We start from the raw sequence: 14,942 nt of genomic DNA on the forward strand, positions 1-14,942 counted from the left end.
AGCGACCGGCCGGCGGACCGGACAGACGGAGAACGAAACGGAGCCGGCCCATGGGCGAGCAGCAGCAGGTGCAGTTCCCGCAGGAGGTCATCGACGAGTACGCGGCGCTCGGCGTCGACCTCGTCGCGATGTTCTCGGCCGGGCACCTGGGGACGCGCATGGGCGTCCAGATCGTCGAGGCGTCGGCCGACCGGGTCGTCGGCACCATGCCGGTGGAGGGCAACACCCAGCCCTACGGTCTCCTGCACGGCGGCGCGTCGGCCGTGCTGGCCGAGACGCTCGGGTCGGTCGGCTCGATGCTGCACGGCGGCAGTTCAAAGATCGCCGTCGGTGTCGACCTGAACTGCACCCACCACCGCGGGGCCCGCTCCGGCCTGGTCACCGGGGTGGCCACGCCGGTGCACCGGGGCCGGTCGACCGCGACGTACGAGATCGTGATCAGCGACGAGCAGGACCGCCGGGTGTGCACCGCCCGCCTGACCTGCCTGCTGCGGGACGTGAACCCCGGCGACGGAGCGCGGGCGGGCGCGGCGGGCTGAGCACCGGCCCGGGCCGACCACCGCGTCACCCGGCGCCGCCATTGCTCCCGGCCGTCGGGCACCCATAACGTCGGGGCATGGGACGGGGCGGGGCCCTCGGGCCGGGGGCGGTGGTGGCGGCGTCGCTGATCGCCGTCGCGGCCGTCGGCTGCGGCGACTTCGGTGACGGGGCGGGCGGTTCCGGTGCCCCCGGGCACCACGCGAGCGCGTCGTCCGTACCCCCGCGAGCCGTGTCCGGCGCGCGGTTGTGCGTGAGCGCCGTCGGGTACTGGGCGCGCGAGATGCTGGACGGCGGGGAGCCCTACGGCGACTATCAGTCGATGGGGCTGTCCAACCGGCAGTACGACGTCCTGCGGGAGGTCGTGGACACGGCGCGGGCCACGAGGCGCGATCAAGGCACCCGGGCCGCCCGGAAGTTGATGGACCGCCAGGTGCGGGCGGCGTGTGCCGAGGCGTACCGCGACGGCGGTCCGAGCGACGGTCCGTGGCAGTGACGAGCGGCGTCGGCCCCGTCGAGCCGGGCGAGGACACCCACGCCCGGGACACCCCGCGACCCCGGCCGCGCAGCCCGCTCGCCCGGCGCTACGACCGTCACCGCCGGACCGTCCTCGCGTCCGTCGCGGCCTTCGTCGTACTGGCGGGCGCCGGCTACCTGTACGCGAGCCGGCCAGAACCGCGGCCCGCTCCCCCGCCGCCCTACCCGTCCCAGGCGGTCGGCCTCGCCTACGTGTCCCCCGTGGCCGGTTCGCCCGGGGCCCCGGCCGGCGGCTTCAGCTTCGCCGTGCTGCTGAGCGTGCGGTCCGGCCCGCCCGTCACCCTGACGCGGCTGACCCAGCCCTACGACGGTCTGTCGCTGACGTCGTCCCCCGCGGCACCTTTCCAGACAAAATCGCATTCCTCCCGCAAGATCATCGTCACGCTCCGGGTGACGGAATGTGAAAAAGCGCCCCGGAATCCCGGACTCCCTTTCTTGGATGTAACACTGCGTAATGCACGCGCAATACAAGCGCACAGTTTCATCCTGGGGACGCGCTATGCGCAGGACCTCTCCCAGGCCCTTGAGGTCGCCTGCAGCAACGATTCGGGGTAATCACCAAAACGCCCCAGACACCTGAACGCGGGCCACCGGTCCTGCAAGTTCTCAGCATGTGGACAGGGCGAATCGGCCTGAATTCCGCCCTTCTTCCCACCCAGTACCGCTCTGCATTACCCGGTGTCATAACAAGAGAGTCACAGCATGAGTCAGACTCTCCTCCACCTTCCCCACACCCGCTTAGAGTCACGGCCAGTCACCGCGCCGTCGGATTGTCACTTCGGCCCAGCGCTCGACTCGACCGCCTCCACGGGGAAGCGGCCGTGCCAGGGAAAGGACTGATCGTGCGTCAACGTTCGCTCATCGCCATCACCGCCGCTCTGGCGGCGGGAGCGCTCACCCTCACCGCCTGCGGCTCGCGCGACGACGACGGCGGCTCGGACTCCGGCAACGGCGGCGGTGGCACCACCGTCGTCATCGGCGTCGACGCCCCGCTGACCGGCGACCTGTCCGCGCTCGGCCTCGGCATCAAGAACTCGGCGGACCTCGCGGCCAAGACGGCCAACAAGGAGAAGACCGTCGACGGCATCACCTTCAAGGTCGAGGCCCTCGACGACCAGGGCCAGCCCTCCGTCGGCCAGCAGAACGCCACCAAGCTCGTCGCCGACGACGAGGTCCTCGGCGTCGTCGGCCCGCTGAACTCCTCGGTCGGCGAGTCCATGCAGAAGGTCTTCGACACGGCCAAACTGGTCGAGGTCTCCCCGGCCAACACCAACCCTTCGCTCACCCAGGGCGTGGACTGGCAGACCAAGAAGGTCCGGCCGTACAAGTCGTACTTCCGCACCGCGACCACGGACGCCATCCAGGGCCCGTTCGCCGCGCAGTACGTCTACAACGACTCCAAGAAGCGCAAGGTCTTCGTCATCGACGACAAGAAGACCTACGGTGCCGGCCTCGCCGCCACCTTCACGCAGGAGTTCAAGAAGCTCGGCGGCAAGGTCGTCGGCACCGAGCACATCAACCCGGACACCAAGGACTTCAACGCGGTCGCCACCAAGGTCAAGAACTCCGGCGCCGACGTCGTCTACTACGGCGGCGAATACCCGCAGGCCGGTCCGCTCAGCAAGCAGATCAAGGCCGCCGGGGCCAAGATTCCGGTGGTCGGCGGCGACGGCATCTACAGCGCCGACTTCATCAAGCTCGCCGGCGCGAGCGGCACCGGCGACCTCGCGACCTCCGTCGGCGCCCCGGTGGAGGAGCTCCCCTCCGCCAAGGAGTTCGTCGCCAACTACAAGACGGAGGGATACAAGGAGGCCTACGAGGCGTACGGCGGCTACTCCTACGACTCCGCCTGGGCGATCATCGAGGCCGTCAAGAAGGTCGTCGAGGACAACGACGGGAAGCTTCCCGACGACGCCCGCGCCAAGGTCGTGGACGCCATGCAGAGCGTCTCCTTCGACGGTGTGACCGGCAAGGTCTCCTTCGACGAGTTCGGTGACGCCACCAACAAGCAGCTCACCGTGTACGCCGTCGAGAACGGTGCCTGGAAGTCGGTGAAGTCCGGCACCTACACCGGCTGACCCCCGCACCACTGAGACGAGCCGCGCGGGGCGCTGTTCCACTGGCGCCCCGCGCGGACTCGCATCCGGCCACACTCATCCGTCGAACGTCCGAAAGTCTCGGAGGACATGCGGTGAACGAACTGCCGCAGCAGCTGGTCAACGGCCTGCTACTGGGATCCATGTACGGGTTGATCGCCATCGGCTACACAATGGTCTACGGCATCGTCCAGCTCATCAACTTCGCCCACGGCGAGATCTTCATGACCGGGGCCTTCGGCGCGCTCACGGTCTACATATACATCCTGCCCGACGGCACCTCCATGCTGATCGCCCTGCCCCTGATGCTCCTCGGCGCCATGGTGGTCTCCGTCGCCGTGGCCGTCGGGGCGGAACGGTTCGCCTACCGGCCGCTGCGCGGCGCTCCCCGCCTCGCGCCCCTCATCACCGCCATCGGCCTCTCCCTCGCCCTCCAGCAGGCGGTGTGGGCCTGGTACCCCGAGGCCAAGTCGGCGCGGACCTTCCCCCAGATCGACGGCGGACCCTTCCACATCGGCAGTGTCACCCTCCAGACCGGCGACATCTTCCTGTTCATCGCCGCGCCGGTCAGCATGGCCATCCTCGGCTTCTTCGTGATGCGCACCCGCACCGGACGCGGCATGCAGGCCACCGCCCAGGACCCGGACACGGCCAAGCTGATGGGCGTCAACACCGACCGCATCATCGTGGTCGCGTTCGCGCTCGGCGCCGTCTTCGCCGCCGTGGGAGCCGTGGCCAACGGCCTCAAGTACGGCCAGATCGACTTCAAGATGGGCTTCATCCTCGGCCTGAAGGCCTTCACCGCGGCCGTTCTCGGCGGTATCGGCAACATCTACGGCGCCATGATCGGCGGCATCACCCTCGGTGTCGCCGAGACCCTGGCCACCGCCTACATCGCCGACATCCCCGGCCTGGACAAGTTCGGCAGCCAGTCCTGGTCCGACGTCTGGGCCTTCATCCTCCTCATCCTCGTGCTGTTGTTCAGGCCACAGGGCCTGCTCGGCGAACGCGTTGCGGACAGGGCGTGACACCGATGACCACACAGACCACCGCGCCGAAGAGCGCCGGCACCCCCGCCGCGGGCGACGCGTCCGGCCTCATCGGGATACCCCCGCACCTCGGCCGTGCCCTCGCCACCGGCGGCGGCGTCCTCACCGTCGTCTCCACGTTCCTCGCCTGGACCTGGACCGCCGAGTTCCCCGGTGACCTCACCGTCTACGGCTACCCGGGCGGCCTTCAGGTCCTGGTGCTGATCGCCGGCGCCCTCACCGCCCTGTTCGGCCTCGCGTCGTACGGCGTCAAGGGGCTGCGCTGGCTCGCGCCCGCGGGTGCCGACGCCGCGCTCAAGTTCGCCGCGCTCGCCGCCTTCGCCACCACCTGGTACACGGTCGTCGCGATCAGCGCCCAGCTCGGCGGCGTCGTCAACCTCGAACCCGGCGCCTACGTCGCCGCGGCCGTCACCCTCATCGCGTTCCTGGGCTCGCTCGCCCTGCCCTTCGAGCGCCCCGAGCCGGATCCCTTCGACCCCGACGACACCGGCTGGGACCGGTTCAAGCACAGCAGCTCGCAGAACTGGCAGACCGTCAGGGCGGCCTTCTCCTCGGACGACCCGCGCCCCGTGCGCGCGCTGCCGTCCTACGTCGAGATCCTGGTCATCGTCGCGATCCTCGCCGTGGCCCTGCTCGTGTTCACCTACGGCATCGGCACCGAGTACGACGAACTCTTCGTCGGCTTCCTGATCGTCGCCGGCTTCGGCTTCACCGCCCTGCACCGGTCCGGTCTGATCAGCCACGCCACCGAGATCACCTCGCGGCACCAGAACATCACCGTCTGCGGCGCCTTCATCGCGGCGGCCTGCTTCCCCTTCACCCAGTCCGACGACCAGTACGCCACCCTCGGCGTCTACATCCTGATCTTCGCGACGGTCGCGCTCGGCCTGAACATCGTCGTCGGCCTCGCCGGCCTGCTCGACCTCGGTTACGTGGCCTTCCTCGGCGTCGGCGCCTACGCCGCCTCCATGGTCTCCGGCTCCCCCAGCTCGCCGTTCGACCTGCACCTGCCCTTCTGGGCCGCCGTCCTCGTCGGCGCCGCCGCCTCCCTGGTGTTCGGCGTCCTGATCGGCGCGCCGACCCTGCGGCTGCGCGGCGACTACCTCGCCATCGTGACCCTCGGCTTCGGTGAGATCTTCCGGATCACCGCCAACAACCTGGACGGCACCTCGGGCCCGGACGTCACCAACGGCTCCAACGGCATCTCGTCCATCCCCGATCTCAACGTCCTCGGCTTCGACCTCGGGGTCGCGCACGACATCGGCGGCTTCACCCTCGGGCGGTTCGCCAACTACTTCCTGCTGATGCTGATCATCACGGCCGTCGTCGTCCTCGTCTTCCGGCGCAGCGGCGACTCCCGCATCGGCCGTGCCTGGGTCGCCATCCGCGAGGACGAGACCGCCGCGCTCGCCATGGGCATCAACGGCTTCCGCGTCAAGCTCATCGCGTTCGCCGTCGGCGCCTCGCTGGCCGGACTCGCCGGCACCGTCCAGGCGCACGTCACCTACACCGTCACCCCCGAGCAGTACCTCTTCGCCGGCACCACGCCGCCCAACTCGGCCTTCCTGCTCGCCGCGGTCGTCCTCGGCGGCATGGGCACCATCGCGGGACCGCTCATCGGTGCGGCGCTGCTGTTCCTGATTCCCAACAAGCTCCAGTTCCTCGACGACTACCAGCTCCTCGCCTTCGGACTCGCGCTCGTCCTGCTGATGCGCTTCCGCCCGGAGGGACTCATCGCCAACCGGCGCCGCAAGCTGGAGTTCCACGAAGAGGCCGAAGCGCCCACAGTCCTGAGCAAGACAGGGGCCTGACCACCATGACCACCGACACCACCACCAAGGACACCGCTCCGGGCGCCCCCGCCCCCGGCACCACCATCCTCGACGCACGCGGTGTCACGATGCGCTTCGGCGGTCTGACCGCCGTGAACGGCGTCGACCTCACGGTCAACAGCGGCGAGATCGTCGGCCTGATCGGGCCCAACGGCGCCGGCAAGACGACCTTCTTCAACTGTCTGACCGGTCTCTACACACCGACCGAGGGCGAGGTCCGCTACAAGGGCCAGATCCTGCCCGCGAAGTCCTTCAAGGTGACCGCCGCAGGCATCGCCCGTACGTTCCAGAACATCCGTCTGTTCGCCAACATGACGGTCCTGGAGAACGTCCTCGTCGGCCGTCACACCCGGACCAAGGAGGGCTTCTGGTCGGCCGTCCTGCGCGGTCCCGGCTTCCACCGGGCGGAGGCGGCCTCCCGGGAACGCGCCATGGAGCTGCTGGAGTTCGTGGGCCTGGACAGCAAGGCCGACCATCTCGCGCGGAACCTGCCCTACGGCGAGCAGCGCAAGCTGGAGATCGCCCGCGCGCTGGCCAGCGAGCCGGGGCTGCTGCTCCTGGACGAGCCGACGGCCGGCATGAACCCGCAGGAGACGCGGACCACCGAGGAACTGGTCTTCGCCATCCGCGACAAGGGCGTCGCCGTCCTCGTCATCGAGCACGACATGCGGTTCATCTTCAACCTCTGCGACCGTGTCGCCGTGCTCGTCCAGGGCGAGAAGCTCGTGGAGGGCGACAGCGCCACGGTGCAGGGCGACGAACGCGTCGTCGCCGCCTACCTCGGCGAACCCCTCGAGAACGACCCCGGCGCCGCGGAGGCGGCCGAGGTGGAGGCCGCCGAGGCCGCCCAGGCCGAGACCACCAAGGACACCGCGGCCGGCAAGGAGAACGACCGATGACCGCACTGCTCGAGGTCGAGGACCTCCGCGTCGCCTACGGCAAGATCGAGGCCGTCAAGGGCATCTCCTTCAAGGTGGACGCCGGTGAAGTGGTCACCCTCATCGGCACCAACGGCGCCGGCAAGACCACGACCCTGCGCACCCTGTCGGGTCTGCTGAAGCCGGTCGGCGGCCAGATCAGGTTCGGGGGCAAGTCGCTCAAGAAGGTTCCGGCCCACCAGATCGTCTCGCTGGGGCTCGCCCACTCGCCCGAGGGGCGGCACATCTTCCCCCGCATGACGATCGCCGACAACCTGCGCCTCGGCGCCTTCCTGCGCAACGACAGGCCGGGCATCGAGAAGGACATCCAGCGCGCCTACGACCTCTTCCCGATCCTCGGGGAGCGCCGCAAGCAGGCCGCGGGCACCCTGTCCGGCGGCGAGCAGCAGATGCTCGCCATGGGCCGTGCCCTGATGTCCCAGCCCAAACTGCTCATGCTCGACGAGCCCTCCATGGGGCTCTCCCCGATCATGATGCAGAAGATCATGTCCACGATCGCCGAGCTGAAGTCCCAGGGCACCACCATCCTGCTCGTCGAGCAGAACGCCCAGGCCGCCCTTTCCCTGGCCGACCACGGCCACGTCATGGAGGTCGGCAACATCGTCCTGTCCGGCAGCGGACAGGACCTGCTCCACGACGAGTCGGTCCGCAAGGCCTACCTCGGCGAGGACTGACGCTCCCGAGCCACGACGAGGCCCGCGCCCCCCGATGGGGACGCGGGCCTCGTCGTGGTCCCGGGTCTCAGCCCTTGGACGCCTTCTTCTCCTCGGCGTCCTGGATGACCGCCTCGGCCACCTGCTGCATCGACATCCGCCGGTCCATGGAGGTCTTCTGAATCCAGCGGAAGGCGGCCGGCTCGGTCAGGCCGTACTCCGTCTGGAGCACCGACTTGGCGCGGTCCACCAGCTTGCGGGTCTCCAGCCGCAGGCTGAGGTCGGCGACCTCCTGCTCCAGCGCCTTCAACTCGGTGAACCGCGAGACGGCCATCTCGATCGCCGGTACGACGTCGCTCTTGCTGAACGGCTTCACGAGGTACGCCATGGCCCCGGCGTCCCGGGCCCGCTCCACCAGGTCGCGCTGCGAGAAGGCGGTCAGCATCAGCACCGGCGCGATGCTCTCCTCGGCGATCTTCTCGGCCGCGGAGATGCCGTCCATCTTGGGCATCTTCACATCGAGAATCACCAGGTCGGGCTTGTGCTCCCGGGCCAGCTCCACGGCCTGCTCCCCGTCACCGGCCTCGCCGACGACGGAGTACCCCTCCTCCTCCAGCATCTCTTTGAGATCCAGCCGGATGAGCGCCTCGTCCTCGGCGATGACGACACGGGTCGTCAGCGGAGGCACGTGCGACTGGTCGTCGTCGGGCACGTCTACGGGCTGGGGCGGCTCGGGGGCGGTCACGTGAGCTCCTCGTTCGGGGCAGGGGTACTGCTGACAAGAGCCTACCTAGCTCCTGTATGTTTGAGTCACCGAGGGGCTACACTGACCTTCGGTTCGAAGAGGCTCCGGTAGTCCAATCGGCAGAGACGATGCCCTCAAAAGGCATTCAGTGTGGGTTCGAGTCCCACCCGGGGCACTTTACCTTCCTTTCGAAGGCACCCCCGAGCGCCTGCGGGGCACCCGTTCAGCGGTCGTCCTCCCCGATGTGGTGCACGCGCACGAGGTTCGTCGTGCCCGACACCCCGGGCGGGGAGCCGGCGGTGATGACCACGACGTCGCCCTTCTCGCAGCGCCCGTACCTGGTGAGCAGTTCGTCCACCTGGTCGACCATCGCGTCCGTGGAGTCCACGTGCGGGCCGAGGAAGGTCTCCACGCCCCAGGTCAGGCTCAGCTGCGAACGCGTCGCCGGCTCCGGGGTGAAGGCGAGCAGCGGAATGGGCGAGCGGTAGCGGGAGAGACGGCGGACGGTGTCGCCGGACTGCGTAAGGGCCACCAGGAACTTCGCGCCGAGGAAGTCACCCATCTCCGCCGCCGCGCGGGCGACCGCGCCGCCCTGGGTGCGGGGCTTGTTGCGCTCGGTCAGCGGGGGCAGCCCCTTGGCGAGGATGTCCTCCTCGGCCGCTTCGACGATCCGGGCCATCGTGCGCACCGTGTCGGTCGCGTGCTTGCCGACACTGGTCTCGCCGGAGAGCATCACGGCGTCCGTGCCGTCGATCACCGCGTTGGCGACGTCGGAGGCCTCCGCGCGGGTCGGTCGGGCGTTGTCGATCATCGAGTCGAGCATCTGGGTGGCGACGATGACCGGCTTGGCGTTGCGCTTCGCGAGCTTGACCGCGCGCTTCTGGACGATCGGCACCTGCTCCAGGGGCATCTCGACGCCGAGGTCGCCCCGGGCGACCATGATGCCGTCGAAGGCCGCGACGATGTCCTCGATGTTCTCCACGGCCTGCGGCTTCTCGACCTTGGCGATGACGGGGAGGCGGCGGCCCTCCTCGTCCATGATGCGGTGCACGTCGACGATGTCCCGGCCGCTGCGCACGAAGGACAGCGCGATGACGTCGAAGCCGCTGCGCAGGGCCCAGCGCAGGTCGTCCTCGTCCTTCTTGGACAGGGCGGGCACGGACACGGCGACGCCCGGCAGGTTGAGGCCCTTGTGGTCGGAGACCATGCCGCCCTCGATCACCGTCGTGCGGACGTGGGGGCCCTCGACGCCGGTCACCTCCAGGCAGACCTTGCCGTCGTCGACGAGGACGCGTTCACCGGGGGTGACGTCGGCGGCGAGGCCCGCGTAGGTGGTGCCGCAGGTGTGGCGGTCGCCGGCGACGCCCTCCTCGACGGTGATGGTGAAGGCGTCGCCGCGTTCAAGGAGTACGGGTCCTTCCGCGAAGCGGCCGAGGCGGATCTTCGGACCCTGAAGGTCGGCGAGGGCGCCGACGCTGCGGCCGGTCTCGTCGGACGCCTTCCGGACACGGTGGTAGCGCTCTTCGTGTTCGGCGTGGGTGCCGTGACTGAAATTGAAGCGGGCGATGTCCATTCCGGCGTCGACCAGGTCCTTGATCTGGTCGTACGAGTCGGTGGCGGGCCCAAGAGTACAGACGATCTTTGCTCGGCGCATGACTCGAGCCTATGACTTACCGGCCGGTAGCGAATTGGCCGCGTATGACCACTCAACAACCTTTGAGTAAAGGGTTATTGACAAGTGTTGAATTGTGCGCCGGGGCGCTCCGATGAGCATTCCGGGCGGTTCTTATTGCGCCTTTCGGGCAATTGAGCGACGACCTGTTGACACGCAGGGTGATCACGAAGGAATCTACGCGCGTTGTTGATGCCGTGTAGTCAAGGAGAACCAGCCATGCCGTTGAACCGCCGGAAGTTCCTGAGCAGGTCCGCCGTGACGGGGGCGGGGGTCGCGCTGGCCGGCGCGGCGGCGGCTCCGGCGGCCGAGGCGACCACCCCCGCGCACAAGGGACACAAGGGACACAAGAAGCCCAAGCGATACGCCCTGACCGTGCTCGGCACCACCGACCTGCACGGCCACGTCTTCAACTGGGACTACTTCAAGGACGCCGAGTACACGGACGCCGCGGGCAACGCCCAGGGCCTCGCCCGGATCTCCACGCTGGTGAACCAGGTCCGCGAGGAGAAGGGCCGCCACAACACGCTGCTGCTGGACGCGGGCGACACCATCCAGGGCACCCCGCTGACGTACTACTACGCGAAGGTGGACCCGATCACCGCCAAGGGCGGTCCGGTGCACCCCATGGCGCAGGCGATGAACACCATCGGCTACGACGCGGTGGCGCTCGGCAACCACGAGTTCAACTACGGCATCGAGACCCTGCGCAAGTTCGAGGAGCAGTGCGACTTCCCGCTGCTCGGCGCGAACGCGGTCGACGCGAAGACCCTGAGGCCCGCCTTCCCGCCGTACTTCATGAAGACGTTCCGGGTGAAGGGCGCGCCGCCGGTGAAGGTGGCGGTGCTGGGGCTGACCAACCCGGGCATCGCGATCTGGGACAAGGCGTACGTGCAGGGGAAGCTGGCCTTCCCGGGGCTCGAGGAGCAGGCGGCCAAGTGGGTGCCGAAGCTGCGCTCGATGGGCGCGGACGTGGTGGTCGTGTCGGCGCACTCCGGCTCGTCGGGCACCTCCTCCTACGGTGACCAGGTCCCGTACGTCGAGAACGCGGCGGCCAACGTGGCCAGGCAGGTGCCGGGCATCGACGCGATCCTCGTCGGGCACGCGCACGAGGAGATCGCGGAGCTGAGGGTCGTCAACGACGAGACGGGGAGGACGGTCGTGCTCTCCGAGCCGCTGTGCTTCGCCGAGCGGCTCACCCTGTTCGACTTCGAGCTGGTCTTCGAGCGGGGCCGCTGGCACGTGGAGTCGGTGAAGGCGTCGCTGCGCGACTCCGGCTCGGTCGCCGACGACCCGCGGATCACCAGGCTGCTGACGGACGAGCACGAGAAGGTGGTGGCGTACGTCAACCAGGTCGTCGGGAGTGCGACCGAGACGCTGACGACGGTCGAGGCGCGGTACAAGGACGCGCCGATCATCGACCTGATCACCAAGGTGCAGGAGGACGTGGTCAAGGAGGCGCTGGCGGGCACGGAGTACGCCTCGCTGCCGGTGCTGGCCCAGGCGTCGCCCTTCTCGCGGACCTCCGAGATCCCGGCCGGCGACGTGACGATCCGGGACCTGTCGAGCCTGTACGTGTACGACAACACGCTGGTCGCCAAGCTGATGACGGGCGCGCAGCTGCGGGCGTACCTGGAGTACTCGGCGGAGTACTACGTGCGGACCGCCGCCGGTGCGCCGGTGGACGTGGACAAGCTGACGAACGCGAACGGCCGTCCGGACTACAACTACGACTACGTGTCGGGCCTGAAGTACGAGATCGACGTCGCGCAGGCGCCCGGCTCGCGGATCAAGAACGTCACCCGCGACGGTGCTCCGCTGGACGACGCCCAGGAGTTCGTGCTGGCCGTGAACAACTACCGGGCCAACGGCGGCGGCGCCTTCCCGCACGTGGCTTCGGCCAAGGAGCTGTGGTCGGAGTCGACGGAGATCCGCACGCGGATCGCGGAGTGGGCGACGGAGAAGGGTGTGCTGGACCCGAAGGACTTCGCGTCCGTGGACTGGTCGCTGACGCGCGAGGGCGCACCGGTGTTCTGAACCCCGTCCAGGAGCCGCCCGTGCTTCGGCAGCCTCAGATTCCGTCCACCAGGGGGGTGAGCGCCCGGTGGTGGCGCGCGGACGGGATCTGGGGCTGCCCGTTTTCCAGGCCGAAGGTGGTGAAAGCGGTGCGGCCCGGCAGCGGGTACGGCTCCTGCCCCGTCAGGTCGTTGAGGATGGTCGCGCCGCGCCAGGCGGCGAGGCCCAGGTCGGGCGCGCCGACCCCGTGGGTGTGCGTCTCGGCGTTCTGGACGTAGACGGATCCGGTGACGCAGGGGTCGAGGACGAGGCGGAAGCGGTCGTCGACGCGGGGGCGTTCCCGGCTGTCGCGCCGCATGTAGGGGTCGAGGCCGGCCAGGACGCGGCCGAGGGGGCGTTCGCGGTAGCCGGTGGCGAGCACGACGGCGTCGGTGGTGAGGCGGGAGCGGGTCTTCTGCTGGGCGTGTTCCAGGTGGAGTTCGACCCTGGTGGTCGCGATGCGCCCGGCGGTGCGGACGTGGACGCCGGGGGTGAGGGTGGTGTCGGGCCAGCCGCCGTCGAGGGTGCGGTGGTACAGCTCGTCGTGGATGGCGGCGGTGGTGTCGGCGTCGATGCCCTTGTGCAGCTGCCACTGCTGGGCGACGAGGCGGTCGCGGACCGGTTCGGCCAGGCCGTGGAAGTAGCGGGTGTAGTCGGGGGTGAAGTGCTCGAGGCCGAGCCTGGAGTACTCCATGGGCGCGAAGGCCTCGGTGCGGCCGAGCCAGTGCAGCTTCTCCCGGCCGGCGGGGCGGTGGCGGAGCAGGTCGAGGAAGACCTCCGCGCCGGACTGGCCGGTGCCGATGACGGTGACGTGCCCGGCGGCGAGGAGGGCGTCGCGGTGGCCGAGGTAGTCGGCGGCGTGGACGACGGGGACGGCGGGATCGTCGACGAGGGGCCGGAGCGGGTCGGGGACGTGGGGTTCCGTGCCGACGCCGAGGACGACGTTCCTGGTGTGGGTGCGGCCGAGGGCCTCGGCCTCTCCCTCGGCGTCGAGCTGGGTGTAGTCGACCTCGAAGAGGCCCCGTTCGGGGTTCCAGCGGACGGCGTCGACCTGGTGGTGGAAGCGCAGGGAGGCCAGGTTCTGGGCGACCCAGCGGCAGTAGGCGTCGTACTCGGCGCGCTCGATGTGGAAGCGTTCGGCGAAGTAGAAGGGGAAGAGACGCTGTCTTGCCCTGAGGTGGTTGAGGAAGCTCCAGGGGCTGGCCGGGTCGGCGAGGGTGACCAGGTCGGCGAGGAAGGGGACCTGGACGCGCGCGCCGTCGATGAGCAGACCGGGGTGCCAGTGGAAGTCGGGGCGCTGGTCGTAGAAGACGGCGTCGAGGCCGGTGAGGGGGTCGGCGAGGGCCGCGAGGGAGAGGTTGAAGGGGCCGATGCCGATGCCGACGAGGTCGCGGGGGGCGTCGGGGGTGGGGTGCTGGGCGGCGTTCATCGGGGGGTGCGTCCTTCCAGGGAGCTTTCCACGAGGGTGAGGAGCCCGGCCAGGTCGTCGGGCCGGGTGTGGGGGTTGAGGAGCGTCGCCTTGAGCCAGAGCCGGCCGTCGGCGCGGGCCCGGCCGAGGACGGCGCGGCCGGTGGTGAGCAGCGTGCGGCGTACGGCGGCGACGGCGTCGTCGGTGGCGTGGGCGGGCCGGAACAGGACCGTGCTGATGGTGGGCGGGGTGTGCAGGTGGAACCCCGGGTGGGCCTCGACCAGGCCGGCGAACTCCTGGGCGAGGGAGCAGACCGCGTCGACGAGGGCGCCGAGTCCCGAGCGGCCCAGGGTCTTGAGGGTGACGGCGGTCTTGAGGACGTCGGGGCGGCGGCTGGTGCGCGGGGAACGGCCGAGGAGGTCGGGGAGGCCCGCCTCGGTGTCGTCGTCGGCGTTGAGGTAGTCGGCGCGGTGGTGGAGCGCGGCGAGGTCGTCGGCGTCCGTGACCGTGAGGAGGCCGGCGGGGATCGGTTGCCAGCCGAGTTTGTGCAGGTCGAGGGCGACGGTGTGGGCGGCTTCCAGTCCCGCCAGCCTGGGGCGGTGCCGGTCGCTGAACAGGAGGCCGGCACCGTAGGCGGCGTCGACGTGGAGGCGGGCGTCGTGGGCGGCGCAGCGGGCGGCGATCTCGGGCAGCGGGTCGACGAGCCCGGCGTCGGTGGTGCCGGCGGTGGCGGCGACGAGGTGCGGTCCGGGGACCTGGGTGAGGGCCTCGTCGAGGGCGGCGGGGTCGAGGGTGCCGGCGGGGGCGGGGACGACGACGGGCTCGGGCAGCCCCAGCAGCCAGACGGCGCGGGGCAGCGAGTGGTGGGCGTTCGCCCCGTGGACCAGCCGCAGGCCGGCGCCGTGCGTTTCGCGCGCGAGCAGGACGGCGAGCTGGTTGGACTCGGTGCCGCCGGTGGTGACGAGGGCGTCCGCGGCGCCGGTCTCGCGGGCGAGGGCACGAGTGACGAGGGCTTCCAGCGCGGAGGCGGCGGGCGCCTGGTCCCAGGAGTCGAGGGAGGGATTGAGGACGCTCGCGGCGAGGTCCGCGGCCGCGGCGACGGCGAGGGGCGGGGCGTGGAGGTGGGCGGCGCACAGGGGGTGCGCGGGGTCGGCGGCGCCCTCGGCGAGCGCGGTGACCAGGACGCGGAGCGCCTCGGGGTCGCCCCGGTCGGGCAGGATCTCACCGGCCGCGGCCGCCACCCGGGCGGCGACGGCACCGGGGCCGCCGGGGGGCAGCGGTCCGCCGCGTGCGGCCGTGCCGGTGCGCAGGGCGTCGAGCACGGTGTCGAGCAGGGGCCGCAGGGCGTCGGAGCCGTGCGGGCCCGAGGCGAGGGGCGGCAGGCCCATGGGCTGTCCTCCGGGGGCGGGGACTGGGGTTC

The 14,942-nt window shown here is 70.1% G+C and carries 13 protein-coding genes and 1 tRNA gene; 10 read left to right on the forward strand and 4 right to left on the reverse strand.

Features of this window, described 5'->3' with window-relative positions; all coding sequences use genetic code 11:
• The first annotated feature begins 50 nt into the window (after positions 1-50).
• The 8 genes from ACGH7X_RS10190 (at position 51) to ACGH7X_RS10225 (ending at position 7,663) form a co-directional block, all read left to right on the forward strand.
• Positions 51-539, forward strand: a complete 489-nt coding sequence (locus ACGH7X_RS10190; protein ID WP_399883875.1) for a PaaI family thioesterase — start codon at positions 51-53, stop codon at positions 537-539.
• Positions 540-616: 77 nt separating this feature from the next.
• Complete coding sequence (locus ACGH7X_RS10195; protein WP_399883877.1) at positions 617-1,033, forward strand: hypothetical protein; 417 nt, start codon at positions 617-619, stop codon at positions 1,031-1,033.
• Complete coding sequence (locus tag ACGH7X_RS10200; protein ID WP_399883879.1) at positions 1,030-1,629, forward strand: Tat pathway signal sequence domain protein; 600 nt, start codon at positions 1,030-1,032, stop codon at positions 1,627-1,629. Before ACGH7X_RS10195 ends, ACGH7X_RS10200 begins: the two co-directional genes overlap by 4 nt.
• Before the next feature lie 287 nt (positions 1,630-1,916).
• Positions 1,917-3,152: a branched-chain amino acid ABC transporter substrate-binding protein gene (locus ACGH7X_RS10205; protein WP_399883881.1), complete on the forward strand. Its 1,236-nt coding sequence runs from the start codon at positions 1,917-1,919 to the stop codon at positions 3,150-3,152.
• Positions 3,153-3,265: 113 nt separating this feature from the next.
• Positions 3,266-4,198 carry a branched-chain amino acid ABC transporter permease gene (locus ACGH7X_RS10210; RefSeq protein ID WP_153180351.1) on the forward strand — a complete coding sequence of 311 codons (933 nt, stop codon included), beginning with the start codon at positions 3,266-3,268 and terminating at the stop codon, positions 4,196-4,198.
• Positions 4,199-4,203: 5 nt separating this feature from the next.
• On the forward strand, positions 4,204-6,030 hold the full coding sequence (locus ACGH7X_RS10215) for a branched-chain amino acid ABC transporter permease (protein ID WP_399883883.1): 1,827 nt from the start codon (positions 4,204-4,206) through the stop codon (positions 6,028-6,030).
• Between the two features lie 5 nt (positions 6,031-6,035).
• Positions 6,036-6,950 carry an ABC transporter ATP-binding protein gene (locus ACGH7X_RS10220; RefSeq protein WP_399883885.1) on the forward strand — a complete coding sequence of 305 codons (915 nt, stop codon included), beginning with the start codon at positions 6,036-6,038 and terminating at the stop codon, positions 6,948-6,950.
• On the forward strand, positions 6,947-7,663 hold the full coding sequence (locus ACGH7X_RS10225) for an ABC transporter ATP-binding protein (RefSeq protein ID WP_399883887.1): 717 nt from the start codon (positions 6,947-6,949) through the stop codon (positions 7,661-7,663). Before ACGH7X_RS10220 ends, ACGH7X_RS10225 begins: the two co-directional genes overlap by 4 nt.
• A 67-nt stretch (positions 7,664-7,730) precedes the next feature.
• On the opposite strand, the gene ACGH7X_RS10230 is transcribed toward ACGH7X_RS10225, so the two are convergent.
• Complete coding sequence (locus tag ACGH7X_RS10230) at positions 7,731-8,387, reverse strand: ANTAR domain-containing response regulator (RefSeq protein ID WP_399883889.1); 657 nt, start codon at positions 8,385-8,387, stop codon at positions 7,731-7,733.
• A 101-nt stretch (positions 8,388-8,488) separates the two neighbouring features.
• On the opposite strand from ACGH7X_RS10230, the gene ACGH7X_RS10235 reads away from it, so the two are divergent.
• Positions 8,489-8,562: transfer RNA gene (locus ACGH7X_RS10235), tRNA-Leu, on the forward strand.
• Positions 8,563-8,610: 48 nt separating this feature from the next.
• On the opposite strand, the gene pyk is transcribed toward ACGH7X_RS10235, so the two are convergent.
• Positions 8,611-10,041: a pyruvate kinase gene (gene pyk, locus ACGH7X_RS10240; protein WP_399883891.1), complete on the reverse strand. Its 1,431-nt coding sequence runs from the start codon at positions 10,039-10,041 to the stop codon at positions 8,611-8,613.
• Positions 10,042-10,278: 237 nt separating this feature from the next.
• On the opposite strand from pyk, the gene ACGH7X_RS10245 reads away from it, so the two are divergent.
• On the forward strand, positions 10,279-12,096 hold the full coding sequence (locus ACGH7X_RS10245; protein WP_399883892.1) for a bifunctional metallophosphatase/5'-nucleotidase: 1,818 nt from the start codon (positions 10,279-10,281) through the stop codon (positions 12,094-12,096).
• A 34-nt stretch (positions 12,097-12,130) separates the two neighbouring features.
• Here ACGH7X_RS10245 and ACGH7X_RS10250 read toward each other — a convergent pair whose 3' ends face one another.
• On the reverse strand, positions 12,131-13,543 hold the full coding sequence (locus ACGH7X_RS10250; RefSeq protein ID WP_399883894.1) for a lysine N(6)-hydroxylase/L-ornithine N(5)-oxygenase family protein: 1,413 nt from the start codon (positions 13,541-13,543) through the stop codon (positions 12,131-12,133).
• Positions 13,540-14,910, reverse strand: coding sequence for a pyridoxal phosphate-dependent decarboxylase family protein (locus ACGH7X_RS10255; protein ID WP_399883896.1), 1,371 nt, complete (start codon positions 14,908-14,910; stop codon positions 13,540-13,542). The genes ACGH7X_RS10250 and ACGH7X_RS10255 overlap by 4 nt, the downstream gene beginning before the upstream one ends.
• Positions 14,911-14,942 lie beyond the last annotated feature (32 nt).

This window comes from Streptomyces sp. BBFR51 (assembly GCF_044591655.1).
Classification (GTDB): domain Bacteria; phylum Actinomycetota; class Actinomycetes; order Streptomycetales; family Streptomycetaceae; genus Streptomyces.